The following is a 23430-nucleotide window of genomic DNA, read 5'->3' as shown; positions in this document are numbered from 1 at the left end:
ATCAGCGGAGATACTCCCCGCTTCCTAGGGATCGTCTCGCCTGCCCGCTTCGGCCAGCCGGGCAGCTTGTCTGGATAGGCAATGACCTTCACTCTGTCGCGAAACACCTCTCTGCTGCGTGACGCCACCGCGCTGGCGCTGCTGTTCCTGATCAGTTCGGTCCTGTGCATCCTCTTCACCCGCCAGGCGTCCTCCACCGTGGCCACCCTCTGGTTGCCCAATGGCCTGGCGATCGCCTGGCTGCTGCGCTCGGCGCCCCGGCGCTGGCCGCTGCAACTGCTGGCGGTCTGGCTGGCCGGCGCCCTGGCCGAATTGCCCTTCAGTGGGGACCCGGCCATCGGCGCGCTCTATTCCCTACCCAATCTGGCCGAGATCCTGTTCGGCGCCTGGCTGCTGCATGGCCGCATCCTCCATCCCGAACGCAATGTCGCGGCCATGGGACGACTGCTGTTCTACGGGGTGCTGGTGACGCCCCTGGCCGGTACCGCCCTGGGCACCCTGATCGCCGCTCAGCAGGGCAATCCCGAGCTGCTGCGGGTGGCCCTGCACTGGTACCTCGGCGACGCCCTCGGCCTGCTGGTGATGATGCCCCTCGCCTTTCTCGGCCGCCCGCTGCAGTGGCGGCAATTCAGTCGTCAGGGTGCCCGTGAGTTCATCGTCCTGCTGCTGATCAGCCCCGTGCTGGTGCTCGGCCTCCTGGCCTATGTGCCCTACCCCTTCGTCTACGTCTCCACCCTGCTGCTGCTGATGACCCTGAGGCTCACCGCCCTGGGTACCGCGGTGGTCGGCGGCCTGAACATCCTGATCTTCACCTACCTGGTGGCCCACGGTTATCTGCTCGGCGTCCGCGGCGCCACCCTGGTGCAGGAAGCCCTGACCTACATTCCCGTGGCCCTGATGCAGATTCCCCCGCTGCTGCTGGCCGCCGCCGTGCAGCAGAGCCGTCACCACAACCAGCGCCTGGCGCGCAACGAGGCACGCTTTCGCCATGCCCTGAGCGCCGCGCCCTATGGCATGGCACTGCTGTCGGTGGAGGGCCGCCTGAGCCAGGTGAATGCCGCCCTGGAGGCCATGCTCGGCTATCCGCGCCACAGCCTCGACGGCCGGTCGCTCAAGGAGTTGATCGCCGATGGCGAAGAACCCCTGACGATCGAGGAAGGCGAGCAGACCCGCCGGCTGCTGCACCGCGACGGCCAGGGACTGTGGATGCAACTGGCGCTGTCGCCCGACCATGATGATGGCGACCTGCTCACCGGCTATCTGCTGCAGGCCCGCGACATCGACGCCCAGCGCCGCGCCGAGGCGACCAACGCCCGGCTCCGCGAGCGACTGCAACTGGCCATTCGCGCCAGCAACGTGGGGATCTGGGAGTGGGATACCCGCAGTCCGGGTTTCAATGCCGATGCACGGCTGCGCGATCTCTATGGCATCGCCCCGGACAATCTCAGTCGGGACATGGACTTCTGGCTCACCTTCATCCACCCGGACGACAAGGCGCGTTCGCTGGAGGTGTTCGACAAGGTCGCCAGCGAGTCGATGTTCTACACCTTCAACTTCCGCATCAACCGCGGCGGCCCCGGCGGCGAGGTGCGCCATATCCGCTCCGAGCTGATCTCGGTGGTCGAGGCCGACGGCCATGTACGCCTGGTCGGCAGCAACAGCGACGTCACCGAGCACCACCAGCTGACCACGGCGCTCTACGAGGAAAAGGAACGACTGCAGGTCACCCTGGCCTCCATCGCCGACGCCGTGCTGACCACCGACATGGATGGGCGCATCCTCTTTCTCAATCCGGTCGCCGAGCAGCTCACCGGCTGGTCGCTGGCGGATGCCCGGGGCCGGCCCCACGAAGAGGTGTTCCTCATCCACGACAGCCAGAGCGACGAGGTCCTGCCCAGTCCGGTGACCCGCTGCCTGCGCGAGCAGACCATCACCTCCCTGGACGAGGGCGCGGTGCTGCTCAGCCGCCAGGGTGACAGGCACGAGGTGCAGGATTCGGCCGCGCCGGTGCGTACGGTGGATGGCCGCATCATCGGCGCGGTGCTGGTGTTCCAGAATGTCACCCATGCCCGCAATCTGCAGCGCGAGCTGAGCTACAACGCCTCCCACGACGCCCTGACTGGCCTCTACAATCGCCTGAAGTTCGAGCAGGAGCTGGACGCCGCCTGGCAGCAGGCCCAGGCCGGGACCGTCCAGCACGCGCTGTGCTTCATCGACCTCGATCGCTTCAAGGTAGTCAACGATTCCGCCGGCCATGCCGCCGGCGATCTGCTACTGCGCGAACTGGGCACCCTGCTGCGCGACTCCCTGCGCGGCTCGGATGCCGTGGCCCGGATCGGCGGCGACGAATTCGCCCTGCTGCTGCGCGACTGCGATCTGGTGCAGGCCGAGGCCGTGGCCGAAAAGCTCATCGCCAGCATCGGCGCCGTGCGCTTCAACTGGCAGAGCCGGATCTACGACGTCGGCGCCAGTGCCGGCATCGTCGCCATCACCGCCGAAACCCCGAGCCCGGCCGAATTGATGAGCCAGGCCGACGTGGCCTGCTATACCGCCAAGCACGCCGGGCGCAATCGCGCGGCGCTCTATCGCGCCGGCAGCGAGGACGTCGAGCGCCAGCACCGCGAGATCCTCATGGCCAGCGGCCTGCGCGAGGCCCTGGAGCAGCATCGCTTCGAACTGCACGCCCAGACCATCGTCCCCACCCGGAGCCGTGGCGGCGCGGCGCAGCATGTCGAGCTGCTGCTGCGCCTGCGCGATGTGCAGGGCCAGCTGATCTCGCCGGCCACCTTCATCCCGGCCGCCGAGCGCTTCGGCCTGATGAGCAGCATCGACCGCTGGGTGGTGCGTCAGGTGCTGGTCGAACTGGTGCCCTGGCTGCAGGAACGACCCGGGTTGCACGTGGGCATCAATCTCTCGGGCAACAGCCTGAGCGATCTCGACTTCCTGCCCGAATTGCTGGAGCTGATCGCGGCCTCGCCGCTGGATCCGCAGCGCCTGCTCTTCGAGCTGACCGAGACCGCGGTGATCAACAAGCTCTCGGTGGCCTCGGCGCTCATCAGCCAGGTCCGCGAACGCGGCTGCCGCATCGCCCTGGATGATTTCGGCGCCGGCCTCAGCTCCTTCGCCTACCTCAAGCACTTCCGCGTCGACTACGTGAAGATCGACGGCAGCTTCATCCGCAGCCTCGACCAGGATCCGCTGGATCGCGCCATCGTCGAATCCATCAACCAGGTCGCCCACCACCTCGGCGCCGAGACCATCGCCGAATTCGTCGAGTCCCAGGCCACCTTCGAATTGCTCGGCACCATCGGCGTGGACTACGCCCAGGGCTATGCCCTGGGCAAACCCCTCCCCCTGCGGGAGTGGCCCGGGCCTCCGCGCCTCGAACCTTGAGCCGCGGCCATCGGTCGTAACCTGCATGACTCCCCCAACCGGATGAGGATTCCATGCACACTCGTACCCTTGGCCACTCAGATCTCCAGGTGCCCCCGCTCTGCTTTGGTGGCAATGTCTTTGGCTGGACCCTGGACGAAGCCCAGTCCTTTCGCATGCTGGATGCCCTGCTCGAGGCGGGCCTGACCTTCATCGACACCGCCGACGTCTATTCGCGCTGGGCGCCGGGCAACAGCGGCGGCGAATCCGAGACCCTGCTGGGCAAGTGGTTCGCCCGCAGCGGCAAGCGCGACCAAGTGATCCTGGCCACCAAGCTGGGCATGGACATGGGCGAAGGTCGTAAGGGTCTCAAAGCCAGCTATGTGCAGCAGGCAGTGGAAGCCTCGCTCAAGCGCCTGCAGACCGATCGCATCGACCTCTATCAGGCGCACTGCGACGACGAGGACACCCCGCTGGAGGAAACCCTGGGCGCCTTCGCGCGGCTGGTGGAACAGGGCAAGGTGCGGGTGATCGGCGCCTCCAACTACAGCGGCCAGCGCCTACGTGAAGCGGCCCAGGTCGCCGAACGCCTGGGCGTGCCGGCCTACCAGAGCCTGCAGCCCCACTACAACCTGCATGCCCGCCAGGACTACGAGACCGAGCTGGAACCCGTGGTCAAGGAACTCGGCCTGGGCGTGATCAGCTATTTCTCCCTGGCCAGCGGCTTCCTGACGGGCAAGTACCGCACCAAGGACGATCTGCAGGGGTCGCGCGCGGAGATGGTCAAGCGCTACCTGGACGAACGCGGCATGGCCATCCTGGCCGGCCTCGACGAGATCGCCGAGAAGCACGACGCCACCCCGGCCCAGGTCGCCCTGGCCTGGCTGATCGCCCGCCCCAGCATCACCGCGCCGATCGCCAGCGCCACCTCCCAGACCCAGCTCGACGACCTGGTGGCCGCCACCCGGCTGCAACTACCGGCCGACGACATCACCCTGCTGGATCAGGTCAGCGCCTATCGCTGAGGTGTCGCGGCCAGGGGCCGCTCCTACAGGCCTGATCCATACCCCGTAGGAGCGGCCCATGGCCGCGATAGCCCAATCCTCCTACCGCACATAATCCAGCGGCAAGGCGGTGCTGTACTTGATCTGCTCCATGGCGAAGCTGGAGCTGACGTCCAGCAATCCCGGTACCTGGATCAGCCGCTTGTAGACGCCGTCGTAGGCGGCGATGTCCGGCACCACGATGCGCATCAGGTAGTCGGTATCGCCGGCCATGCGATAGAGCTCGACCACCTCCGGAATGGCCGCCACCGCCTCATGGAAACGCTGCAGCCAGTCCATGGCGTGCTGATTGGTGCGCACGGAAACGAAGACCGTCACCCCCACGTTGAGCTCACGGGGATCGAGCAGCGCCACCCGGGCGCGGATCACGCCCTGCTCCTCCAGCTTCTGGATACGTCGCCAACAGGCCGTGGTACCCAGGCCGATGCGCTCGGCGATATCGGCCACCGGTCGGGTGCTGTCCTGCTGCAAGATCTCGAGAATGGCACGATCGAAGCGATCCATGAATTCATTTTCTCTACAACGGCTATTAGAAAGAATTCTATTCCGCTCGAAAGCTCAATGAGCGATAAAAAAGCAAATTTCTTCACGCGCGCCAGCGTTAGCCTAGGTCCATTCAAATGCCCGAGGCCGCCATGGACGCTTATCCCCTGTATTTCGATTACGCCGCTACCACCCCTGTCGACGATGTCGTCATCGAAGCCATGCTGGGCTGTATGGGGCGCCAGGGCGTCTTCGGCAATCCCGCCTCTCGCGGCCATGCCTTCGGCAACGACGCCCAGCGCGCCGTGGACACCGCCCGCCAGCAGGTGGCCGACCTGGTTGGCGCCCGGCCCGAACAGCTGATCTGGACCTCCGGCGCGACCGAATCCAACAATCTCGCGCTGCTCGGCGTGGCCCGGCGTCGCGGGCATGGCCATCTGATCACCAGTTGCCTGGAGCACCGGGCGGTACTGGATACCGCCGCCCAGCTGGAAGCCGAGGGCTTCACCGTCACCTACCTGGCGCCAGACGCGGCAGGCCTCATCACCCCTGAGGCCGTCGCCCAGGCCTGGCGAGCGGACACTTGCCTGGTCTCGCTGATGATGGTGAACAACGAGCTGGGTACCCTGACCGATATCGACGCCATCGGCCGGCTGGTGCGCGTCCGGGGCGCCCTCTTCCACGTGGACGCCGCCCAGGCCACCGGCAAGGTCGCCATCGACCTGGCCGGCCTGGAAGTCGATCTGATGTCCTTTTCCGCGCACAAGACCTATGGGCCCAAGGGCATCGGCGCCCTCTATGTCGGTCCGCGCGCCGAGGGTGCCCTGCAGGCGCAGATCCACGGTGGCGGCCATGAGCGCGGGCTGCGTTCCGGCACCCTGGCCACCCACCAGATCGTCGGCATGGGGACCGCTTTCGCCCTCGCCGGCCAGGCCATGGCGCGAGAGAACGAGTGTCTCGGCCAGTTACGCGAGCGATTCCTGGCCGGGGTACAAACCCTGAACGGCATGCGGCTCAATGGCTGCGCCCGGCAGCGCATTCCCCACACCCTGAATCTGACCTTTGCGACGCCGCTGGACACCGCGGCGCTGCAGCAGCAGCTGGCCTTCTCGACCACCTCGGCCTGCAGTTCGGCCAAGGCGGCGCCCTCCCATGTGCTCCTGGGCCTCGGCCTGACCGCCGAACAGGCGGCGCGCAGCTACAGATTCAGCCTGGGTCGCTACACCACCGCGGCGGACGTGGACCAGGCCATCGCCCTGATCCACCAGCATGCTGCCCAGCCAGCGCCCTTCTGGGCCTGATCAGTCCAGGCGGAAGGCATCGGCATCGCGCTGCGCCGGAAAGCGCTCGCGATAGGCCGTGAGGGCTGCAGCGGACAGCGTGGCGTGGAAGATACCGGATTCCGCGCCGGCGTCGATCAGGGGCTCCCCCTGGAAGTCCAGCACCTGGCTGTCACCGGCATAGGGATGACCGTTGCCGTCACTGCCGATGCGATTCACCGCGGCGACATAGCAGAGATTCTCGATGGCCCGTGCCGGCAGCAGGCGATTCCAGTGACCGCGCCGCGGCGCCGGCCAGTTGGCCACATAAAGCAGCAGGTCGGTGTCGTCCTGGGCGCGACTCCAGACCGGGAATCTCAGGTCGTAGCAGATCAGCGGGCGGATCCGCCAACCCTTGAGTGTCACCCGCAGCCGCTGCTCGCCCGGGGCATAGTGCTCGTGCTCGCCAGCCATGCGAAACAGATGGCGTTTGTCGTAGTGCTGCAACCTGCCATCCGGCGTCGCCCACAGCAGGCGATTGCGGTGCTGCCCGGCCGCGTCCCGCACGATCAGGCTGCCGGTGACCACCGCGCCGAGCCGCTGCGCCTGTTCGCTCATCCAGGCCGCTGTCGGACCCTCCACGGGCTCGGCGAGCGCGGCCGATTCCATGGAAAAGCCGGTGGTGAACATCTCGGGCAGGATGATCAGGTCGGTCTCGCCGACTTCCGTCAGCAGCGCCTTGAAATGGGCGCGGTTGGCGGCCGGATCGTGCCAGGCCAGTTCGCTCTGCACCAGCGCCAAGTGCAGGTCCTGGGTGGGGGTCAGATCGCGCATAGCCGCTCCGCTGCCTGGCGCAGGGTGTCTTCGCGCTTGGCAAAGCAGAAGCGCACCAGGCGCAGGTCCGCGGGCGGCGTCTGGTAGAACACCGACAGCGGAATGGCGGCGACGCCATGCTCGCGGGTCAGCCATTCGGCCATGGCCACGTCGTCCAGCTCCGGGCGAATGGCGGAGTAGTCGACCACCTGGAAATAGGTGCCGGCGGCGCGCTGGAAGGTGAAGCGCGAGCTGCCCAGCAGATCGCAGAAGAGATCGCGCTTGGCCTGGTAGAAGGCCGGCAGCTCGCTGAGATGCTCGGGATGGGCGGCCATGAAGTCGGCCAGGGCGGCCTGGATCGGCGTCACCCCGCAGAAGCTCACGTACTGGTGCACCTTGCGCAATTCCGCCGACAGCGCCGGTGGCGCTACCACATAGCCGGTCTTCCAGCCGGTGACGTGATAGGTCTTGCCAAAGGAGCTGACCACGAAGGCGCGGGCATAGAGTTCGTCGTGGGCGATGACGCTGGCATGGCGCTCGCCGTCGTAGACCAGGTGCTCATAGACCTCGTCGCTGACCAGATAGAGATCGCGCCCGCGGATCAGCGCGGCCAGACGATCCAGCTCGGCGGCGCTGACCAGGGCGCCACTGGGGTTGTGCGGGGTATTGAGCACGATGGCACGGGTGCGCGGACTCAGGGCCGTCTCCAGCGCCGGCCAGTCGATACCAAAGCCCGGCAGCGCCAGGGGCACGTGCACGCAGCGCCCGCCGGCCAGTTGCACCGAGGGTTCATAGCTGTCGTAGCAGGGATCGAAGACGATCACCTCGTCACCTGGCCGCACCAGCGTCTGCAGGGCGCAGAACAGGCCCTGGGTGGCGCCGGGGACGATGGTGACCTCGGTCTCAGCATCCACCTCTCGGCCATAGAAGGCGGCGACCTTGGCTGCCACCTGCTGGCGCAGCGCCGGCAGCCCGGTCATGGGCGCGTACTGGTTGTGGCCGGCCGCGACATGGCGACCGACCGCCGCGAGCAACTCGGCCGGGCCATCGAAATCGGGAAAGCCCTGGGACAGATTCAGCGCACCGGTCTGGGCGGCGAGCTGGGACATGCGGGTAAAGATGGTGACGGCGAGGCCGGGAAGCTTGCTCTGGATCATCGCGCGGGCACAGGTCTGGCTGGAAGGAGATCGGCAGACTGCGATTTTTTGTGCGAGAGGGCAAGTAGTGCTAAGCCGATCAGCCAGCCAGCGGTCTAGGCATAGCCTGGGTACAAGGCCTGATCCGAACATCCCCTCTCCCTCCGGGAGAGGGCCAGGGTGAGGGCAACCGCTGGCAGTCAGGTCACCCCTTGGCGACGCGAAGGGGACAAGGCTACGATCTTTTTCACTGCTAGGCCGTCGCAGGGATCACCCTCACCCCAACCCTCTCCCAAAGGGAGAGGGGGAAGTTCGGTGTGCGAGGAGCCTCCTCGCCAGAATCCGCTAACAAAGAGAAAGGGGGCTATTAGCCCCCTTTCCTTCACAACGCCCGACCGGCTTACCGCCGCTTGTCCTTGCGCTTCTTCTCGGCCTTCTTGTGGTGGCTCATCAACCGGCGCTTCTTGTTGACCTGGCGCTCGGTGAGGGTGTTCTTCTTGCCCTCGAAGGGGTTCTCGCCACCGCGGTATTCGATGCGAATCGGCGTCCCCACCAGCTTGAGCACCCGGCGATAGGTCTTTTCCAGGTAGCGGGTATAGGACTTGGGCACCGCTTCCGTCTGGTTGCCGTGGATGACGATCAGCGGCGGGTTGGCGCCGCCCAGGTGGGCATAGCGCAGCTTGATGCGGCGTCCGCTGACCATCGGCGGCTGGTGCTCCTGCACCGCGTCCTCGAGGATCTGGGTCAGGCGGCTGGTGGGCCAGCGGGTGGTGGCCGAGGCGAAGGACTGCTGCACCGACTTGTACAGATGGCCCACGCCGGTGCCATGCAGCGCCGAGATGAAGTGGATGTCGGCGAAGTCGACGAACAGCAGCCGGCGTTCCAGCTCGGTCTTGACGTAGTCGCGCTCGCCGGACTCCATGCCGTCCCACTTGTTGAGGGCGATCACCAGGGCACGACCGGTCTCCAGCACGAAGCCGAGCAGGTTGAGGTCGTGCTCGACCACGCCTTCGCGGGCGTCCATGACGAAGATCACCACGTTGGCGTCCTGGATCGCCTGCAGCGTCTTGACCACCGAGAACTTCTCGACCGCCTCGAAGACCTTGCCACGCCGGCGCACGCCGGCGGTGTCGATCAGGGTGTAGCGTTCTTCGTTGCGCTCGAAGGGGATGTAGATGCTGTCGCGCGTGGTGCCGGCCTGGTCATAGACGATGACCCGCTCTTCGCCGAGCATGCGGTTGACCAGCGTCGACTTGCCGACGTTGGGTCGACCGATCACGGCGATCTTGATGCCGGTGGTCTCGTCGATGCCCTGCACGCGGCGGAAGACGTCACCGCCCTCTTCCGCGGCCGCCCGCACCTGCTCCTCGGAGAGCTCCTCGACCTCGACCTCGTCCTTGGGGAAGACGCCCAGGGCGGCTTCCAGCAGGTTGTTCACGCCACGGCCGTGGGCCGCCGCGATGGGAAAGGCATCGCCGATGGCCAGCGGGCTGAATTCCGCCCGGGCGATCTCGGGATCGACGGTGTCGACCTTGTTGGCCACCAGGAAGGTGCGCTTGTTTCTCTTGCGCAGGTGCTCGGCGATCATCTGGTCGGCGACGGTCATGCCGTCGCGGGAGTCCACCAGGAACAGCACCGCATCGGATTCTTCGATGGCCTGCAGCGACTGCTCGGCCATCTTCAGGTCGATGCCTTCCTCGTCACCGGAGATACCGCCGGTGTCGACCACGATGTAGGTGCGTCCCTGCCACTTGGCTTCGCCGTACTTGCGATCGCGGGTCAGGCCGGCGAAGTCGGCGACGATGGCGTCCCGGGTCTTGGTCAGGCGATTGAAAAGCGTGGATTTGCCGACGTTCGGCCGCCCCACCAGGGCAATTACGGGAACCATGCGGCTCTCCCAGAGCAGAAAACACGATGGCCGCTACCGAACTTCACGGTAGCGGCCATCGGTTGAGGATAATAGTTTCTAGCGCAGACGATAGGCGACGAGTTTACCGCCATTGCCGTAAACGTAGAGCATATCGCCGACGACCAGTGGCCGTACCCGGACGCCGTCACCGTCGACCTTGGTGCGACCGACGAAACGCCCATCGACCTGGCTCAGCAGGTGGATGTAGCCGGCGTAGTCGCCCACCACCACGTTGCTCGACCAGACCACCGGCCCGGTGAGCTGGCGACGGGCCAGATCGGCATTGGTCCAGAGCGCGGAGGTCGAGGATTCCTCGACGGCTTCCACGGTGCCGTTGTCCAGGCTCAGGTAGACGTTGCCGAAGCCTTCGGCCACGCCGTCGTAGCTGGAGGCGTCACGCTGCCAGAGGATCTGGCCGTTGGCCGGATTGAGCGCGACCACGCGGCCGTTGTAGCTGACCACATAGAGGGTGTCGCCCGACAGCGACAGGCCGCCGTCCACGTCGACGATGCGCTCCAGTTCGGAACGGCCCTTGGGCACGGCGATCTGCTGTTCCCACAGCGGCAGGCCACGCTGCACGTCCAGGGCGACCACCTTGCCGCTGGCGAAGCCGGCCATCACCACCTGGTTGGTCACCAGGGGGGCACCGGTGCCCCTCAGACTCAGCACCGGCTGGGTGTCTTCGTAGATCCAGCGACGGGTACCGCTGCCCAGTTCGAAGGCCTGCAGCTTGTCGTCCTGGGACTGCACCACCACCACGTCGTTGTTGACGACCGGAGCGGACAGCACCTCGCTGGAGGCCTGGGCGCGCCACTTCTCGTCGCCGCTGCCGGCGTCGAGGGCGATGACCTGGCCACGCAGGGTACCGACCAGCACCAGACCGGAGCCGACTCCGACGCCGCCGGAGACCGGCAGGTCCAGGTCCTTCTTCCACAGCACCGCACCGGTCTCGCGATTCATCGCCATGACCCGGCCATCGGCATCGGCGGCAAAGATCGTCTGGCCGTCCACGGCCGGGACCAGGCGGTTGTATTCCTTGCCCTGGCCATCGCCCACCGAGCGACTCCAGACTTCATCCAGCCGGACCTCGGCCTTGATGTCCTTCAGCTCGGCCGGCGGCAATTCCTTCTTGCCGGTGCTGCTGCACCCGACGACCGCAAGGGCGAGACCCAGTACCGCGATAGGCTTCCAGCGCAACATCAGGCGTCTCCTTTGGCGAGATCATCGAGTTTCATCTGCAGCACGCCTTCGGCTGCATCGTTGGGCAGCGCGGCGCGGGCTTTTTCGTAGGCGGCGCGGGCCTCGGTCGGCTTCTTCAGCGCCACCAGCAGATCGCCCCGCAATTCTTCGCGGTTGGCGACATAGGCCTTGGGCGCCTCGCCATCCAGCAGCTTGAGGCCCTCTTCGGCCTTGCCCTCGGCCGCCAGCACCCGGGCCAGACGCTGCCGCGCCAGCTCGCCGAGTTCGGCATCGTGGGGCTTGTCCACCACGGCCTTGAGTTCGGCGGCGGCGTCGTCCAGGCGATTGTTCTCCACCGCCACCTTGGCGACGAAGAGACTGCCGTACTGCGCGTAGGCGGTGCCGGAATAATCCTGCTTGAGCTTGCCGTAGGTATCGGTCACCCGCGCGGTGTCGACCTTGCCACCGGGCGCCAGCGCGGCTTCCACCAGCTGCTGATAGAGCACCGAGGCGCCTTGCGCCTGGTTGTTCTGATAGCGCTGCCAGCCCTGCCAGCCGAGTACCGCCACCAGGGCGATGACGCCACCAGCCACCAGCGGCTTGCCGTTACGCTGCCACCAGGCCTTGGCGACCACCAGATTGTCGTCGTCGATGGAACTCAAATCCGTTCTCCTCAATTCCCGCGACCGGAACCGGCCGGGGGCAAAATCTCGTCCAGACGAGCGGCCAGGGCCGCGAAATCGACCTTTTCCTGGGGCGCCTCGCCACGCAGGGGCTTGAGCGCCACCTGTTGCGCGGCCAGTTCGTCCTCACCCAGGATCATCGCCCAGAGCGCGCCGCTCTTGTCGGCCTTCTTGAACTGGCTCTTGAAGCTGCCGGCGCCGGCGTTGACCAGCAGACGCACGTCGGGACGAGCATCGCGCAGCTGCTCGGCCAGCTTGAGGCCGGCCAGTTCGGCCGCCTCGCCAAAGGCGCAGAGATAGAGATCGGCGGGGCGCTGCAGATCACCGGGCAGGCACTCCAGGGTTTCCAGCAGCAGCACCAGGCGCTCGACGCCCATGGCGAAGCCGACACCCGGGGTGGGCTTGCCGCCGAACTGGGTGATCAGGCCGTCGTAGCGGCCACCGGCGCAGACGGTGCCCTGAGCACCCAGCTTGTCGGTGACCCACTCGAAGACGGTCCGGCCGTAGTAGTCCAGGCCACGCACCAGCTTGGGATTGATCTGGTAGCGGATGCCGGCGGCGTCCAGGCGGGCCTTGAGGCCATCGAAGTGGGCGCGGGATTCGTCGTCCAGGTAGTCCGCCAGGGTCGGGGCGTCCTGCAGCAGCGCCTGGGTCTGGGCGTTCTTGCTGTCGAGGATGCGCAGCGGATTGGTGGTCAGGCGGCGCTGGCTGTCTTCGTCGAGTTGCTCGAAGCGTTCCTGCAGATAGGCCACCAGGGCTTCGCGATAGCGCGCGCGATCGGCGCTGGAACCCAGGCTGTTGAGCTGCAGGGTGACGGCGTCGGTCAGCCCCAGACGCTGCCAGAGGCGCGCGGTAAGCACGATCAGTTCGGCGTCAATGTCCGGACCGGGCAGGTTGAACACCTCCACGCCGATCTGGTGGAACTGGCGATAGCGACCCTTCTGCGGCTTCTCGTAGCGGAACATCGGGCCGGCGTACCAGAGCTTCTGTACCTGGCCACCCCCGGTCATGCCGTGCTCGAGCACGGCCCGCACGCAACCCGCGGTGCCTTCCGGCCTCAGGGTCAGGGACTCTTCGTTGCGGTCGAGGAAGGTGTACATCTCCTTGTCCACCACGTCGGTGCCCTCGCCGATGCCGCGGGCGAAGAGTTCGGTGAACTCCATGATGGGCAGACGGATCTCGTGGTAGCCATAGCCGTCGAGCAGCGTCGCGAAGGTACGTTCCAGGTAGCGCCAGGCCGGGGTCTGCTCCGGCAGGATATCGTTCATGCCACGGATGGCTTGCAGGGACTTGCTCACGAAAGGGCCTTATTCCTTGATCTTTCAGCTGCGCGCGATGAGCGCGGCATCCGCTTCGGCCTTTTCGGCCGCCTTGCGGCGGATGAGCCCTTCCAGCTCGTCCACCAGATTGTCGTTGTTCAGCTTGGAGGCCGGCTTGCCGTCGATGTACACCAGGTTGTTGGGCGTACCCCCGGTCAGGCCGACATGGGCCTCCTTGGCTTCGCCGGGGCCGTTGACCACGCAACCGATCACCGCGACGTCCAGGGGCACCAGCAGGTCCTCCAGGCGCCCTTCCAGCTCGTTCATGGTCTTGACCACATCGAAGTTCTGCCGCGAGCAGCTCGGGCAGGCGATGAAGTTGATGCCGCGCGAACGCAGGCGCAGGGATTTCAGGATGTCGAAACCGACCTTGATCTCCTCGACCGGATCGGCCGCGAGCGAGATGCGGATGGTGTCGCCGATGCCTTCGGCCAGCAACATGCCCAGGCCCACGGCGGACTTCACCGTACCCGAACGCAGGCCACCGGCTTCGGTGATGCCCAGGTGCAGCGGCTGCTCGATGCGGGTGGCCAACTGGCGGTAGGCGGCCACGGCCATGAAGACGTCGCTGGCCTTCACGCTGACCTTGAAGTCCGGATAGTCCAGCTTCTCCAGGTGGTCGACGTGGCGCATGGCCGATTCCACCAGGGCTTCCGGGGTGGGCTCGCCGTATTTCTTCTGCAGGTCCTTTTCCAGCGAACCGGCGTTGACGCCGATGCGGATCGGAATGCCGCGCTCGCGGGCCGCGTCGACCACCGCCCGGACCCGGTCTTCGCGACCGATGTTGCCGGGGTTGATGCGCAGGCAGTCCACGCCCAGTTCGGCCACGCGCAGGGCGATCTTGTAGTCGAAGTGGATGTCGGCCACCAGCGGCAGGCTGACTCGCTGCTTGATGCGACCGAAGGCTTCGGCGGCGTCCATGTCGGGCACCGAGACGCGCACGATGTCGGCACCGGCGTCCTGCAGGCGCTGGATCTGCGCCACGGTGGCGTCGACGTCGCAGGTTTCGGTGTTGGTCATGCTCTGCACGGCGATGGGGGCATCGCCGCCGACCGGCACCGAGCCGACCCAGATCTTGCGGGACAACCGACGTTTGATGGGCGATTCGCTATGCATGCTGGTTTCCCATGGGGTCGCCGGACGTCATTGTCCGGCCTGACTGAGTTTGATGCGGGCGGTCTCGCCCTTGGTGTAAGGCGCGAGGTCGACGACCTGGCCGTTGTAGGAGATCTGGGCACCGCGGGCAAAGCCGAGACGGATGTTCACCGGCGCCTTGATCGAGGCGTATTCGAGGCTCTCGCCGCCTTTCTTCACGCCGCTGAAGAGGATCTTGCCGTTACCGTCGCTGACCTGCGTCCAGCAATTGGCGGTGAAGCGGATGTTCAGGTTGTCGCTGCCGGCGACGGGCGCCGCGGCAGGGGCGCTGGCCGGCGCGGCCGGGGTCGCGGCGGCGGGTGCCGTGGGCGCTGGCGAGGTCGAACCCGTGACCGGGGCCGGGGTGGGCGCAGCGGTCGGGGCGGTCATGGCGGCGACGGCATTGGCATCCGGCGTCGGCGTGCCCACCGGGGACGGCAGGGTGGCGGCCGGCTGCTGGGCGGTGACCGGGGGCTGTTCTTCCGGCTCGTCGATGGGATGGATCTCGGTCTTGCCGTCGGCGCCCTCGACCTCGACATGCTCCATGCTCACGGCACTGGCGCTGGAGGCCTGGCGACTGCGCTCCTGCCACCAGAACAGGCCCATGGCGATGATCAGCACCACCAGGATGAAACTGACGAATCTCAGGACATTGCGCGACAACCGCACCGGCTCGTCGAGACGCCCCAGGCTGTGCACGGTGCTGCCCTTGGCATCGGTGCCGGTGTAGCCGTCGAAGGTCCGCACCAGTTCGACCTGGTCCAGGCCGAGCAGCTTGCCGTAGGCCTTGGTATAGCCGCGGGCAAAGGTGTGCCCCGGCATCTGCTGATAGTTGCCGGACTCGAGCTGCTCGATGATGCGCTCGCTGAGATTGAGATTCTGGGCGACCTGGGCCTGGCTCCAGCCAAGCGACAGGCGCTTCTGACGCAAGATCTCACCGGGATTGCCCCGTCCGGCGTGTACCGCTTCGGATTGCACTGCGGTCATTTCTGCTCCGACTGAAGTTGACGATATTCAGGTGAGTTCGGGTAGAGGCGCTTCAGCTGCAGGGCATAGCTCGCGGCGGTGTTGCGATCATTGAACACCTCGGCGAGGCGGATCCCGAGCAACAGGCTGCGGGCATCCTGGGGACTGAGCTGGCTGAAGGCCTGGTAATAGCTCCGGGACGGCACATAGTCGCGCGTCTGGTAGGCCAGTTGAGCCAATTCGAACAGGGCCCTGGGCTGATTGCGATCCAGCCGCAGGGATTTTTCCAGATTTTCCTTGCCCAAGTCGACCTGATTGAGTCGCAGGGCGGTCAGGCCGAGATTCTCGAACACCCGGGCGCGCTCGGGGTAGAGACTGTCTTCGGCGGCCTGGGTGAAACGTTCGTAGGCATCCTTGTAGCGCCCCTGCTCATAGAGGAAGCTGCCATAGTTGTTGAGGATGCGGGCATCGCGGGGCCGCTCGCGCAGGGCCAGGCGATACTCCTGATCGGCCAGGTCGGTCTCGCCCTGGGCCTGGAACACCAGCCCGAGGGCGGCATGGGCGTCGGCGCTGGACGAATCCAGTTCCAGCGCCTTCTTCAGCGGCACCTTGGCCTGTTCGGTGTTGCCCTGCTGAACATAGCCGAGGCCGAGCTGGATGTAGGCATCACGGGCCTGCATCCGCCCCTGGCGGGTATCCATGGGATTGCGGTCGCCCTCGGTCACGCAGCCGGCGAGGCCGCCGACCACCAGGGCGAGCGCGACAGCCGCAAAGCGCGTGATCGCCATGGTCGCGCCCTCAGCCCTGGAGCGGCGTTACGGTTTCGGCACCGTCGAGCTGGCGAACGGCGATATAGCGCTGGCTGCGGCGGGTGCGGTCCATGACCTGGCCCACCAGCTGGCCGCAGGCGGCATCGATGTCGTCACCGCGGGTGGTGCGCACCGTGACGTTGAAACCGGCCTGCTGCAGCAGCTCCTGGAAGCGGCGGGTGGCGTTCTTGCTCGGCCGCTCGTACCCGGAGTGCGGGAAGGGATTGAAGGGAATCAGGTTGATCTTGCAGGGCACGTTGCGCAGCAGCTCGATCATCTGCAGGGCGTGCTCGGGCAGATCGTTGACGTCCTTGAGCAGGGTGTACTCGATGGTCAGGACGCGTTTTTCGCCCAGTTGGCCGATGTATCTCTGGCAGGCGTCGAGCAGCATGGCCAGGGGATACTTGCGGTTGATCGGCACCAGCTCGTTGCGCAGCTCGTCGTTGGGCGCGTGCAGCGACAGCGCCAGGGAGACGTCGATCTGCTTGGCCAGCTCTTCGATCATCGGCACCACGCCCGAGGTGGACAGGGTCACCTTGCGCTTGGAGATGCCGTAGCCGAGGTCGTCCATCATGATGCGCATGGCGGCGACAACGTTGTCGAAGTTCAGCAGGGGCTCGCCCATGCCCATCATCACCACGTTGGTGATGGCACGGTCGATCTTGGCGGGCACGCTGCCAAAGGACTTGTTGGCGATCCACACCTGGCCGATCACCTCGGCGGCGGTGAGGTTGCTGTTGAAGCCCTGCTTGCCGGTGGAGCAGAAGCTGCAGTCCAGGGCGCAACCGGCCTGGGACGACACGCACAGGGTACCGCGGCCGTTCTGCGGGATATAGACGGTCTCGACGCAGCTGCCGGAGGCGACGCGGATCACCCATTTGCGGGTGCCGTCGCGGGAGATGTCTTCGCTGACGATCTCGGGGCCACGAATCTCCGCGGCGGCCTTGAGCTTTTCCTTGAGCGCCTTGCCCAGGTTGCTCATGGCGTCGAAATCATCGATGCCGAAGTGATGGATCCACTTCATGACCTGGCCGGCGCGAAAGCGCTTCTCCCCGATGGACTCGAAGAACGACTCGAGTTGCGGCTGGGTCAGGCCCAGCAGATTGACCTTATCGGTGGCTGTGGTCATGGGATCACCTCGACGAAATCTGTTTGAAGCCCGCGCAGGGCGCGGGCGGTGCCAGGAAGGCGGGCTGGCCGCTTCCCTGGCCAGCGCTCATCCTTAGCGGATGCGCTCGCAGACTTCGGTGGCTGCGAAGAAGTAGGAGATCTCGCGAGCGGCGGACGCTTCGGAGTCCGAACCGTGGACGGCGTTCTCGTCGATGGAGACGGCGAAGTCGGCACGGATGGTACCGGCGTCGGCCTTCTTGGGATCGGTGGCGCCCATCAGCTCACGGTTCTTGGCGATGGCGTTGTCGCCTTCCAGCACCTGGACCACGACCGGACCGGAGGTCATGAAGGAGACCAGGTCCTTGAAGAAGGGACGCTCTTTGTGTTCGGCGTAGAAGCCACCGGCTTCGCGCTCGGACAGCTGGACCATCTTGGCAGCGACGACGCGCAGGCCAGCCTTCTCGAAGCGGGTGACGATCTCACCGACGACATTCTTGGATACGGCATCGGGCTTGATGATCGACAGGGTACGTTGAACAGACATGTGAACTCCGAATGTGGGAATAGAGCAAAAACGAAACCCGCGGATTATACGCGGGTCCCGGTGAAAAGCGTAGCGCGGTACGGGCGATGCGTCAGGCGGACTCTTCGATCCAGGCGGCCTGGATGGCCTCCAGCACCTTCTCGCCACCCCGCTGGGGATCGTCGTCGAATTCCGGCAGCTCCACGACCCAGTTGCGCAGCTTGAGGAAATTCACGTAGCGCGGATCCACGTCGGGATGGGCGTCATTGAGTTCGATGGCGATATCCAGCACATCGGTCCATTTCAGTGCCATGACAGCTGTCCTCAGTGACCTTCGGAAACCTGGTTGATGGTGTAGCGCGGAATCTCCACCACCAGGTCTTCGCTGCCAACTACCGCCTGGCAGGACAGGCGCGAACGCATCTCCAGGCCCCAGGCCTTGTCCAGCATGTCGTCCTCGAGTTCATCGGAAGGCTCGAGGGAGTCGAAGCCCTCCTGGATGACCACGTGGCAGGTGGTGCAGGCACAGGACATCTCGCAGGCGTGCTCGATGTCGATGCCGTTGCGCAGGGCCGCGGCGATGATGGTTTCGCCTTCGCTGGCTTCGAAGACCGCGCCCTCGGGGCAGTGCTCGGCGTGGGGCAGCAGGGTGATCTGCGGCATGATGGAACTACTCCTCGATATCGTTGAGACGACGACCCGCCAGGGCCGCCTTGACCGAGGCGTTCATCCGCCGGGCGGCGAAGGCATCGGTTACGTGAGAAAGACGCTTGGTCTGGTCTTCGAGCGCCTGGAGGTCGGTGGCATCCAGCAGCTCGGCCAGCCGGCCGATTTCCAGCTCGATCACCTGACGCTCCTCGGCGTCCAGCAGGCGCTCGCCATCGGCGGCCAGCGCGGCGGTGACTGCCTCGATCAGCCGCCGGGCCTCGACCTGCTGCTCGCGCAGCGCGCGGGCCTGCATGTCGTCTCCGGCATGGCGGAAGGAGTCCTGCAGCATGTTGGCGATCTCGCCATCGGTCAGGCCATAGGACGGCTTGACCTGGACGCTGGCTTCCACGCCGCTGGACAGCTCGCGGGCGCTGACGCCGAGCAGGCCGTCGGCATCGACCTGGAAGGTGACGCGGATCTTGGCGGCCCCGGCGACCATGGGCGGAAAGCCACGCAGCTCGAAGCGCGCCAGGGAACGGGCGTCCTTGACCAGCTCGCGCTCGCCCTGCAGCACATGCACCAGCATGGCGGTCTGGCCGTCGCGATAGGTGGTGAAGTCCTGACCCCGCGCCACCGGGATGGTGGTGTTGCGCGGAATGATCTTTTCCATCAGGCCGCCCATGGTCTCGAGTCCCAGGGACAGCGGGATGACGTCCAGCAGCAGCAATTCTTCGCCGGCACGATTGCCGGCCAGGGAATCGGCCTGCAGGGCGGCGCCGATGGCGACCACGCGATCCGGATCGATGTCGGTGAGCGGGGTGCAGTCGAACAGCTCGCCCACGGCCTCACGGACATAGGGCACGCGGGTGGAACCGCCGACCATGACCACGGCGCGGATATCCGCCGGCTCCACGTCCGCATCGCGCAGGGCACGGCGACAGGCCTTGAGGCTGCGCGCGACCAGGGGTGCGATGAGTGCCTGGAAGGTGCTGCGGTCCAGCACGCCCGACCAGTCACCGTGACTCACCTCGACGCGCTCGGCGGCCGACAGGGCTTCCTTGGCGGCGCAGGCGCTCTGCAGCAGGCGGCGCTGGGTGCCCGGATCCAGATCGCTGGACAACCCGGCCTGCTGGACGATCCAGCCGGCGATGGCGTGATCGAAGTCGTCACCGCCCAGGGCACTGTCGCCACCGGTGGCCATGACTTCGAAGACGCCGCGAGTCAGGCGCAGGATGGAGATGTCGAAGGTGCCGCCCCCCAGGTCGTAGATGGCGACCACGCCCTCCTCGCCCCGGTCCAAGCCATAGGCCACGGCCGCCGCGGTGGGTTCGTTGAGCAGGCGCAGGACATTCAGGCCGGCGAAGCGGGCCGCGTCCTTGGTCGCCTGGCGCTGGGCATCGTCGAAGTAGGCCGGCACGGTGATGACGGCGCCGACCAGCTCGCCACCCAAGGTGGCTTCGGCGCGCTCGCGCAGCACCCGCAGGATGTCGGCGGAGACCTCTACCGGACTCTTGCGCCCGGCAGCGGTATCGATGAAGGGCATTTCCGATTCACCGGCGACGAAGCGATAGGGCAACTGCTCGCCCAGCTGCTTGACGTCGGCGATGCCACGCCCCATGAGGCGCTTGACGGAAAGAATGGTATTGAAGGGGTCCTGGGCGGCAGCGGCCTTGGCGCCCGCCCCCACCTCCACGCCAGCGGCGGCGTAGCGCACGGCGGACGGCAGGATCACCTCGCCCTGCAGATCGGGCAGGGTCTCGGCCACGCCACTGCGGACGGCGGCCACGAGGGAATTGGTGGTGCCCAGATCGATGCCCACCGCCAGCTTGCGCTGGTGCGGCTTGGGCGCCATTCCGGGTTCGGCTATCTGCAATAGAGCCATTGGCTAGTCGGCTTATGGTTGTCGGTGCCGGAGCGACACCTGTGATTAATCGTCCAGACGCTCTTCGAGCTGGCGGATCTCGCTGGCCAGCTTGTCGAGAAACTGCATGCGACGGACCAAGCGCTCGGCAGACTCGCGTTGGGCGGGATCCTGCCAGATCGCGGCGAAGGCCTGCTCGATGTCACGCTGCGCATCCTTGAGGCGCTGGCGGAAGGCGGGAATGCCCGCGCTGTCGCCGGCGTCCTGCAGGTCTTCCAACTCCTCGCGCCACTGCAATTGCTGCATGAGGAAGTCGGTGTCCTGGATGGTCGCCTCGAGCGGCATCTCGTGCCCTTCGAGCTCCAGCAGATAGCGCGCGCGGCGCGACGGAGCGCGCAGCACGTGATAGGCCTCGTTGAGCTCGGCCGACCGCTCCAGCGCCTGGCGTCTTTCGCGCTCCGGCGCATCGGCGAAGCGATCCGGATGGACCGTGCGGGCCAGATCGCGATAGCGCGAGGCCAGACCCGCCTGATCGATCTCGAAGGCGGGCCTGATCTCGAACAGGGCGAAGTGACAGGGCTTACCCATGGCGGGCCTCAGATGTTGAAGCTTTCGCCGCAGCCACACTCGCCACGCACGTTGGGATTGTTGAACTTGAAGCCCTCGTTGAGGCCTTCACGCACGAAATCCAGCTCGGTGCCGTCCAGGTAGACCAGGCTCTTGGGGTCGATGATGACCTTGACGCCATGGCTTTCGAACACCTGATCCTCGGCCGCGAATTCATCGACGAACTCGAGTACGTAGGCCAGTCCCGAGCAGCCCGTGGTACGAACGCCCAGGCGGATGCCCTCACCCTTGCCGCGTCCGTCGAGGGAACGCTGCACGTGGCGGGCGGCGGACTCGGTCATGCTGATCGCCATGGTTCCTCCTCAGAGCAGGCCTTTCTTCTGCTTGTAGTCGCTGACCGCCGCCTTGATGGCGTCTTCGGCGAGTACCGAGCAGTGGATCTTCACCGGCGGCAGGGCCAGTTCTTCGGCGATCATGCTGTTCTTGATCGACGCCGCTTCCTCGATGCTCTTGCCCTTCATCCACTCGGTGGCCAGGGAGCTGGAGGCGATGGCGGAGCCGCAGCCATAGGTCTTGAACTTGGCATCTTCGATGATGCCCTGCTCGTTGACCTTGATCTGCAGGCGCATCACGTCGCCGCACGCGGGAGCGCCGACCATGCCGGTGCCGACATCCGGATCGGCCGCGTCGAACTTGCCGACGTTGCGCGGATTTTCGTAGTGGTCGATGACCTTTTCACTGTATGCCATGGTTCAATCCTCACTCATCAGGGGGTGGGTCAGTGGGCTTGCCACTCGACCTGACTCAGGTCTACGCCTTCTTTGAACATGTCCCACAGCGGAGACAATTCACGCAACTTGTTGACGGCTTCGGTGACCTTGCTCGCGGCATAGTCGACGTCTTCTTCGGTGGTGAAGCGACCGAAGGTGAAGCGGATGGAGCTGTGCGCCAGCTCGTCGTTGCGGCCCAGGGCGCGCAGGACGTAGGACGGCTCCAGGGAGGCCGAGGTACAGGCCGAACCGGACGAAACCGCCAGGTCCTTGAGCGCCATGATCAGCGACTCGCCTTCGACGTAGTTGAAGCTCAGGTTCAGGTTGTGCGGCACACGGTGGATCAGGCTGCCATTCAGGTAGACCTCTTCCAGGCCTTCGAACTGCCGGTAGAAGCGATCGCTCAGGGCCTTGATGCGGGCATTTTCCTGGACCATCTCTTCCTTCGCGATGCGGAAGGCTTCGCCCATGCCGACGATCTGGTGGGTCGCCAGGGTACCCGAACGCATGCCACGCTCATGACCGCCACCATGGGTCTGGGCCTCGATACGCACGCGCGGCTTGCGGCGGACGTAGAGAGCGCCGATGCCCTTGGGACCGTAGGTCTTGTGCGCCGAGAAGGACATCATGTCGACCTTGAGCTTTTCCAGATCGATCTCGACCTTGCCGGTGGACTGGGCGGCATCGACGTGGAAGAGCACGCCACGGGAGCGGGTCAGCTCGCCGATGGCGGCGATGTCGTTGACGGTACCGATCTCGTTGTTGACGTGCATGATGGACACCAGGGTGGTGTCGTCACGCAGGGCCGCCTCGACCATCTCGGGGGTGATCAGGCCGTCTTCGCCCGGCTCGAGGTAGGTGACCTCGAAGCCTTCGCGCTCGAGCTGGCGGGTGGTGTCCAGCACCGCCTTGTGCTCGATCTTGGAGGTGATCAGGTGCTTGCCCTTGTTCTGGTAGAAGTGCGCGGCGCCCTTGATGGCCAGGTTGTCGGACTCGGTGGCACCGGAGGTCCAGACGATCTCGCGCGGGTCGGCGTTGACCAGTTCGGCCACCTGACGACGGGCGTTTTCCACGGCTTCCTCGGCCTTCCAGCCGAACAGGTGGGAGCGCGATGCGGGGTTGCCAAAGTTGCCGTCCACCAGCAGGCACTCGCTCATCTTCTGAGCGACGCGCGGATCGACGGGCGTGGTGGCGGAATAGTCTAGGTAGATCGGCAATTTCATCGGTTACTCCTAATCAGACGGGCGTCTCTGCTCAGTCGATGGTGGACGCTTCGATTTTTTCGACCGCTAAAGGCGATTGCTTGCTGGCACAGACCTTGGTGTCCTGACGCTTGGCAACCTGCTGGATCTCGTTGCGGGCGACCAGGTCGGCCAGGGTGATGCCACTGAGGAAGGTGTGGATCTGATCGCTCAGGTCGCACCAGAGGTGGTGGGTCAGGCAGGTATCACCCTGGTGACACCCCCCGCTGCCCTGGCAGCGGGTGGCATCCACGGATTCGTTGACGGCATCGATCACCTGGGCGACATGGATACCGCCCATGTCGCGCGCCAGCTGATAGCCGCCGCCGGGACCGCGTACGCTGTTGACCAGCGAGCCGCGGCGCAGCCGGGCAAACAGCTGCTCCAGATAGGACAGCGAAATGCCCTGCCGCTCGGAAATGTCGGCCAGCGACACCGGGCCCCGCTGGGCATGCAGCGCCAGGTCGAGCATGGCGGTTACGGCATAGCGGCCTTTGGTGGTCAGTCTCATGACGAACTCGAGCGGGTTGCATCGGATGACCCCGATTATCGGATTCCCGACAAAAAAGGTCAACTTTAAAACC

The 23430-nt window shown here is 65.8% G+C and carries 23 protein-coding genes; 3 read left to right on the top strand and 20 right to left on the bottom strand.

Annotated elements, in window-relative coordinates; all coding sequences use genetic code 11:
• Positions 1 to 81: 81 nt before the first annotated feature.
• Positions 82 to 3393: an EAL domain-containing protein gene (locus PSEK12I1_RS23675; protein WP_037006920.1), complete on the top strand. Its 3312-nt coding sequence runs from the start codon at positions 82 to 84 to the stop codon at positions 3391 to 3393.
• A 53-nt stretch (positions 3394 to 3446) separates the two neighbouring features.
• Positions 3447 to 4397, top strand: a complete 951-nt coding sequence (locus tag PSEK12I1_RS0110535) for an aldo/keto reductase (RefSeq protein ID WP_027601486.1) — start codon at positions 3447 to 3449, stop codon at positions 4395 to 4397.
• A gap of 81 nt (positions 4398 to 4478) precedes the next feature.
• Here the strand turns inward: PSEK12I1_RS0110535 and PSEK12I1_RS0110530 are convergent, their stop codons facing one another.
• Complete coding sequence (locus tag PSEK12I1_RS0110530; RefSeq protein WP_007162437.1) at positions 4479 to 4940, bottom strand: Lrp/AsnC family transcriptional regulator; 462 nt, start codon at positions 4938 to 4940, stop codon at positions 4479 to 4481.
• Between the two features lie 131 nt (positions 4941 to 5071).
• Between PSEK12I1_RS0110530 and PSEK12I1_RS0110525 the strand changes: the two genes are divergently transcribed.
• Positions 5072 to 6220, top strand: a complete 1149-nt coding sequence (locus tag PSEK12I1_RS0110525; protein WP_027601485.1) for an aminotransferase class V-fold PLP-dependent enzyme — start codon at positions 5072 to 5074, stop codon at positions 6218 to 6220.
• On the opposite strand, the gene PSEK12I1_RS0110520 is transcribed toward PSEK12I1_RS0110525, so the two are convergent.
• The 19 genes from PSEK12I1_RS0110520 to iscR all read right to left on the bottom strand — a co-directional run bounded on the left by PSEK12I1_RS0110520 (position 6221) and on the right by iscR (position 23357).
• The gene (locus PSEK12I1_RS0110520; RefSeq protein WP_027601484.1) at positions 6221 to 7012 is read right to left on the bottom strand and encodes an amidohydrolase; all 792 of its coding nucleotides are present in this window, start codon (positions 7010 to 7012) and stop codon (positions 6221 to 6223) included.
• The gene (locus PSEK12I1_RS0110515) at positions 7000 to 8148 is read right to left on the bottom strand and encodes a pyridoxal phosphate-dependent aminotransferase (protein ID WP_027601483.1); all 1149 of its coding nucleotides are present in this window, start codon (positions 8146 to 8148) and stop codon (positions 7000 to 7002) included. The genes PSEK12I1_RS0110520 and PSEK12I1_RS0110515 overlap by 13 nt, the downstream gene beginning before the upstream one ends.
• Positions 8149 to 8527: 379 nt before the next feature.
• On the bottom strand, positions 8528 to 10015 hold the full coding sequence (der, locus tag PSEK12I1_RS0110510; protein ID WP_007162433.1) for a ribosome biogenesis GTPase Der: 1488 nt from the start codon (positions 10013 to 10015) through the stop codon (positions 8528 to 8530).
• Positions 10016 to 10093: 78 nt separating this feature from the next.
• Entirely contained in the window at positions 10094 to 11236 is a 1143-nt protein-coding gene (gene bamB / locus PSEK12I1_RS0110505; RefSeq protein WP_027601482.1) for an outer membrane protein assembly factor BamB, read from the bottom strand.
• Complete coding sequence (locus tag PSEK12I1_RS0110500) at positions 11236 to 11877, bottom strand: tetratricopeptide repeat protein (protein WP_007162431.1); 642 nt, start codon at positions 11875 to 11877, stop codon at positions 11236 to 11238. Before PSEK12I1_RS0110500 ends, bamB begins: the two co-directional genes overlap by 1 nt.
• 11 nt (positions 11878 to 11888) lie before the next feature.
• A complete protein-coding gene (gene hisS / locus PSEK12I1_RS0110495) occupies positions 11889 to 13196 on the bottom strand; it encodes a histidine--tRNA ligase (RefSeq protein WP_027601481.1) in 1308 nt (435 codons plus the stop codon).
• A gap of 24 nt (positions 13197 to 13220) precedes the next feature.
• On the bottom strand, positions 13221 to 14333 hold the full coding sequence (gene ispG, locus PSEK12I1_RS0110490) for a flavodoxin-dependent (E)-4-hydroxy-3-methylbut-2-enyl-diphosphate synthase (RefSeq protein WP_007162429.1): 1113 nt from the start codon (positions 14331 to 14333) through the stop codon (positions 13221 to 13223).
• A 27-nt stretch (positions 14334 to 14360) separates the two neighbouring features.
• Complete coding sequence (locus PSEK12I1_RS0110485) at positions 14361 to 15338, bottom strand: helix-turn-helix domain-containing protein (protein ID WP_027601480.1); 978 nt, start codon at positions 15336 to 15338, stop codon at positions 14361 to 14363.
• Positions 15335 to 16105: a type IV pilus biogenesis/stability protein PilW gene (gene pilW, locus PSEK12I1_RS0110480; RefSeq protein ID WP_007162427.1), complete on the bottom strand. Its 771-nt coding sequence runs from the start codon at positions 16103 to 16105 to the stop codon at positions 15335 to 15337. Before pilW ends, PSEK12I1_RS0110485 begins: the two co-directional genes overlap by 4 nt.
• Before the next feature lie 10 nt (positions 16106 to 16115).
• Positions 16116 to 17255, bottom strand: coding sequence for a 23S rRNA (adenine(2503)-C(2))-methyltransferase RlmN (gene rlmN, locus PSEK12I1_RS0110475; protein ID WP_007162426.1), 1140 nt, complete (start codon positions 17253 to 17255; stop codon positions 16116 to 16118).
• 93 nt (positions 17256 to 17348) lie between these two features.
• Positions 17349 to 17780 (bottom strand): nucleoside-diphosphate kinase, encoded by a 432-nt coding sequence (gene ndk, locus PSEK12I1_RS0110470; protein WP_007162425.1) that lies wholly within the window; start codon positions 17778 to 17780, stop codon positions 17349 to 17351.
• Between the two features lie 91 nt (positions 17781 to 17871).
• Positions 17872 to 18072 carry a Fe-S cluster assembly protein IscX gene (gene iscX / locus PSEK12I1_RS0110465; RefSeq protein WP_007162424.1) on the bottom strand — a complete coding sequence of 67 codons (201 nt, stop codon included), beginning with the start codon at positions 18070 to 18072 and terminating at the stop codon, positions 17872 to 17874.
• A gap of 11 nt (positions 18073 to 18083) precedes the next feature.
• The gene (gene fdx / locus PSEK12I1_RS0110460) at positions 18084 to 18422 is read right to left on the bottom strand and encodes an ISC system 2Fe-2S type ferredoxin (RefSeq protein ID WP_007162423.1); all 339 of its coding nucleotides are present in this window, start codon (positions 18420 to 18422) and stop codon (positions 18084 to 18086) included.
• A 7-nt stretch (positions 18423 to 18429) separates the two neighbouring features.
• Positions 18430 to 20289 carry a Fe-S protein assembly chaperone HscA gene (hscA, locus tag PSEK12I1_RS0110455; protein ID WP_027601479.1) on the bottom strand — a complete coding sequence of 620 codons (1860 nt, stop codon included), beginning with the start codon at positions 20287 to 20289 and terminating at the stop codon, positions 18430 to 18432.
• 45 nt (positions 20290 to 20334) lie between these two features.
• On the bottom strand, positions 20335 to 20856 hold the full coding sequence (gene hscB, locus PSEK12I1_RS0110450) for a co-chaperone HscB (RefSeq protein WP_027598344.1): 522 nt from the start codon (positions 20854 to 20856) through the stop codon (positions 20335 to 20337).
• An 8-nt stretch (positions 20857 to 20864) separates the two neighbouring features.
• Positions 20865 to 21188 (bottom strand): iron-sulfur cluster assembly protein IscA, encoded by a 324-nt coding sequence (gene iscA / locus PSEK12I1_RS0110445; protein ID WP_007162420.1) that lies wholly within the window; start codon positions 21186 to 21188, stop codon positions 20865 to 20867.
• 9 nt (positions 21189 to 21197) lie between these two features.
• A complete protein-coding gene (iscU, locus tag PSEK12I1_RS0110440; protein WP_007162419.1) occupies positions 21198 to 21584 on the bottom strand; it encodes a Fe-S cluster assembly scaffold IscU in 387 nt (128 codons plus the stop codon).
• Positions 21585 to 21613: 29 nt separating this feature from the next.
• On the bottom strand, positions 21614 to 22828 hold the full coding sequence (locus PSEK12I1_RS0110435) for an IscS subfamily cysteine desulfurase (RefSeq protein WP_007162418.1): 1215 nt from the start codon (positions 22826 to 22828) through the stop codon (positions 21614 to 21616).
• A gap of 31 nt (positions 22829 to 22859) precedes the next feature.
• Positions 22860 to 23357 (bottom strand): Fe-S cluster assembly transcriptional regulator IscR, encoded by a 498-nt coding sequence (iscR, locus tag PSEK12I1_RS0110430; protein ID WP_027598345.1) that lies wholly within the window; start codon positions 23355 to 23357, stop codon positions 22860 to 22862.
• Between the last annotated feature and the right edge of the window lie 73 nt (positions 23358 to 23430).

Source organism: Pseudomonas sp. MOIL14HWK12:I1 (assembly GCF_000510705.1).
Lineage (GTDB): Bacteria > Pseudomonadota > Gammaproteobacteria > Pseudomonadales > Pseudomonadaceae > Chryseomonas > Chryseomonas oryzihabitans.
The sequence above is the reverse complement of the archived record's forward strand: the minus strand, read 5'-3'. Positions and strand labels throughout refer to the sequence as shown.

Bases quoted from the DNA above. Each gene is read 5' to 3' on its own strand.
- PSEK12I1_RS0110515 (WP_027601483.1), bottom strand. From the start codon at position 8,148: ATGATCCAGAGCAAGCTTCCCGGCCTCGCCGTCACCATCTTTACCCGC.
- rlmN (WP_007162426.1), bottom strand. From the start codon at position 17,255: ATGACCACAGCCACCGATAAGGTCAATCTGCTGGGCCTGACCCAGCCG.
- iscX (WP_007162424.1), bottom strand. From the start codon at position 18,072: ATGGCACTGAAATGGACCGATGTGCTGGATATCGCCATCGAACTCAAT.
- iscA (WP_007162420.1), bottom strand. From the start codon at position 21,188: ATGGCGATCAGCATGACCGAGTCCGCCGCCCGCCACGTGCAGCGTTCC.
- PSEK12I1_RS0110435 (WP_007162418.1), bottom strand. From the start codon at position 22,828: ATGAAATTGCCGATCTACCTAGACTATTCCGCCACCACGCCCGTCGAT.
- iscR (WP_027598345.1), bottom strand. From the start codon at position 23,357: ATGAGACTGACCACCAAAGGCCGCTATGCCGTAACCGCCATGCTCGAC.
- fdx (WP_007162423.1), bottom strand. From the start codon at position 18,422: ATGCCGCAGATCACCCTGCTGCCCCACGCCGAGCACTGCCCCGAGGGC.
- der (WP_007162433.1), bottom strand. From the start codon at position 10,015: ATGGTTCCCGTAATTGCCCTGGTGGGGCGGCCGAACGTCGGCAAATCC.
- PSEK12I1_RS23675 (WP_037006920.1), top strand. From the start codon at position 82: ATGACCTTCACTCTGTCGCGAAACACCTCTCTGCTGCGTGACGCCACC.
- hscB (WP_027598344.1), bottom strand. From the start codon at position 20,856: ATGGGTAAGCCCTGTCACTTCGCCCTGTTCGAGATCAGGCCCGCCTTC.
- iscU (WP_007162419.1), bottom strand. From the start codon at position 21,584: ATGGCATACAGTGAAAAGGTCATCGACCACTACGAAAATCCGCGCAAC.
- PSEK12I1_RS0110485 (WP_027601480.1), bottom strand. From the start codon at position 15,338: ATGACCGCAGTGCAATCCGAAGCGGTACACGCCGGACGGGGCAATCCC.
- PSEK12I1_RS0110530 (WP_007162437.1), bottom strand. From the start codon at position 4,940: ATGGATCGCTTCGATCGTGCCATTCTCGAGATCTTGCAGCAGGACAGC.
- PSEK12I1_RS0110525 (WP_027601485.1), top strand. From the start codon at position 5,072: ATGGACGCTTATCCCCTGTATTTCGATTACGCCGCTACCACCCCTGTC.
- ispG (WP_007162429.1), bottom strand. From the start codon at position 14,333: ATGCATAGCGAATCGCCCATCAAACGTCGGTTGTCCCGCAAGATCTGG.
- hscA (WP_027601479.1), bottom strand. From the start codon at position 20,289: ATGGCTCTATTGCAGATAGCCGAACCCGGAATGGCGCCCAAGCCGCAC.
- bamB (WP_027601482.1), bottom strand. From the start codon at position 11,236: ATGTTGCGCTGGAAGCCTATCGCGGTACTGGGTCTCGCCCTTGCGGTC.
- ndk (WP_007162425.1), bottom strand. From the start codon at position 17,780: ATGTCTGTTCAACGTACCCTGTCGATCATCAAGCCCGATGCCGTATCC.
- pilW (WP_007162427.1), bottom strand. From the start codon at position 16,105: ATGGCGATCACGCGCTTTGCGGCTGTCGCGCTCGCCCTGGTGGTCGGC.
- PSEK12I1_RS0110520 (WP_027601484.1), bottom strand. From the start codon at position 7,012: ATGCGCGATCTGACCCCCACCCAGGACCTGCACTTGGCGCTGGTGCAG.
- PSEK12I1_RS0110535 (WP_027601486.1), top strand. From the start codon at position 3,447: ATGCACACTCGTACCCTTGGCCACTCAGATCTCCAGGTGCCCCCGCTC.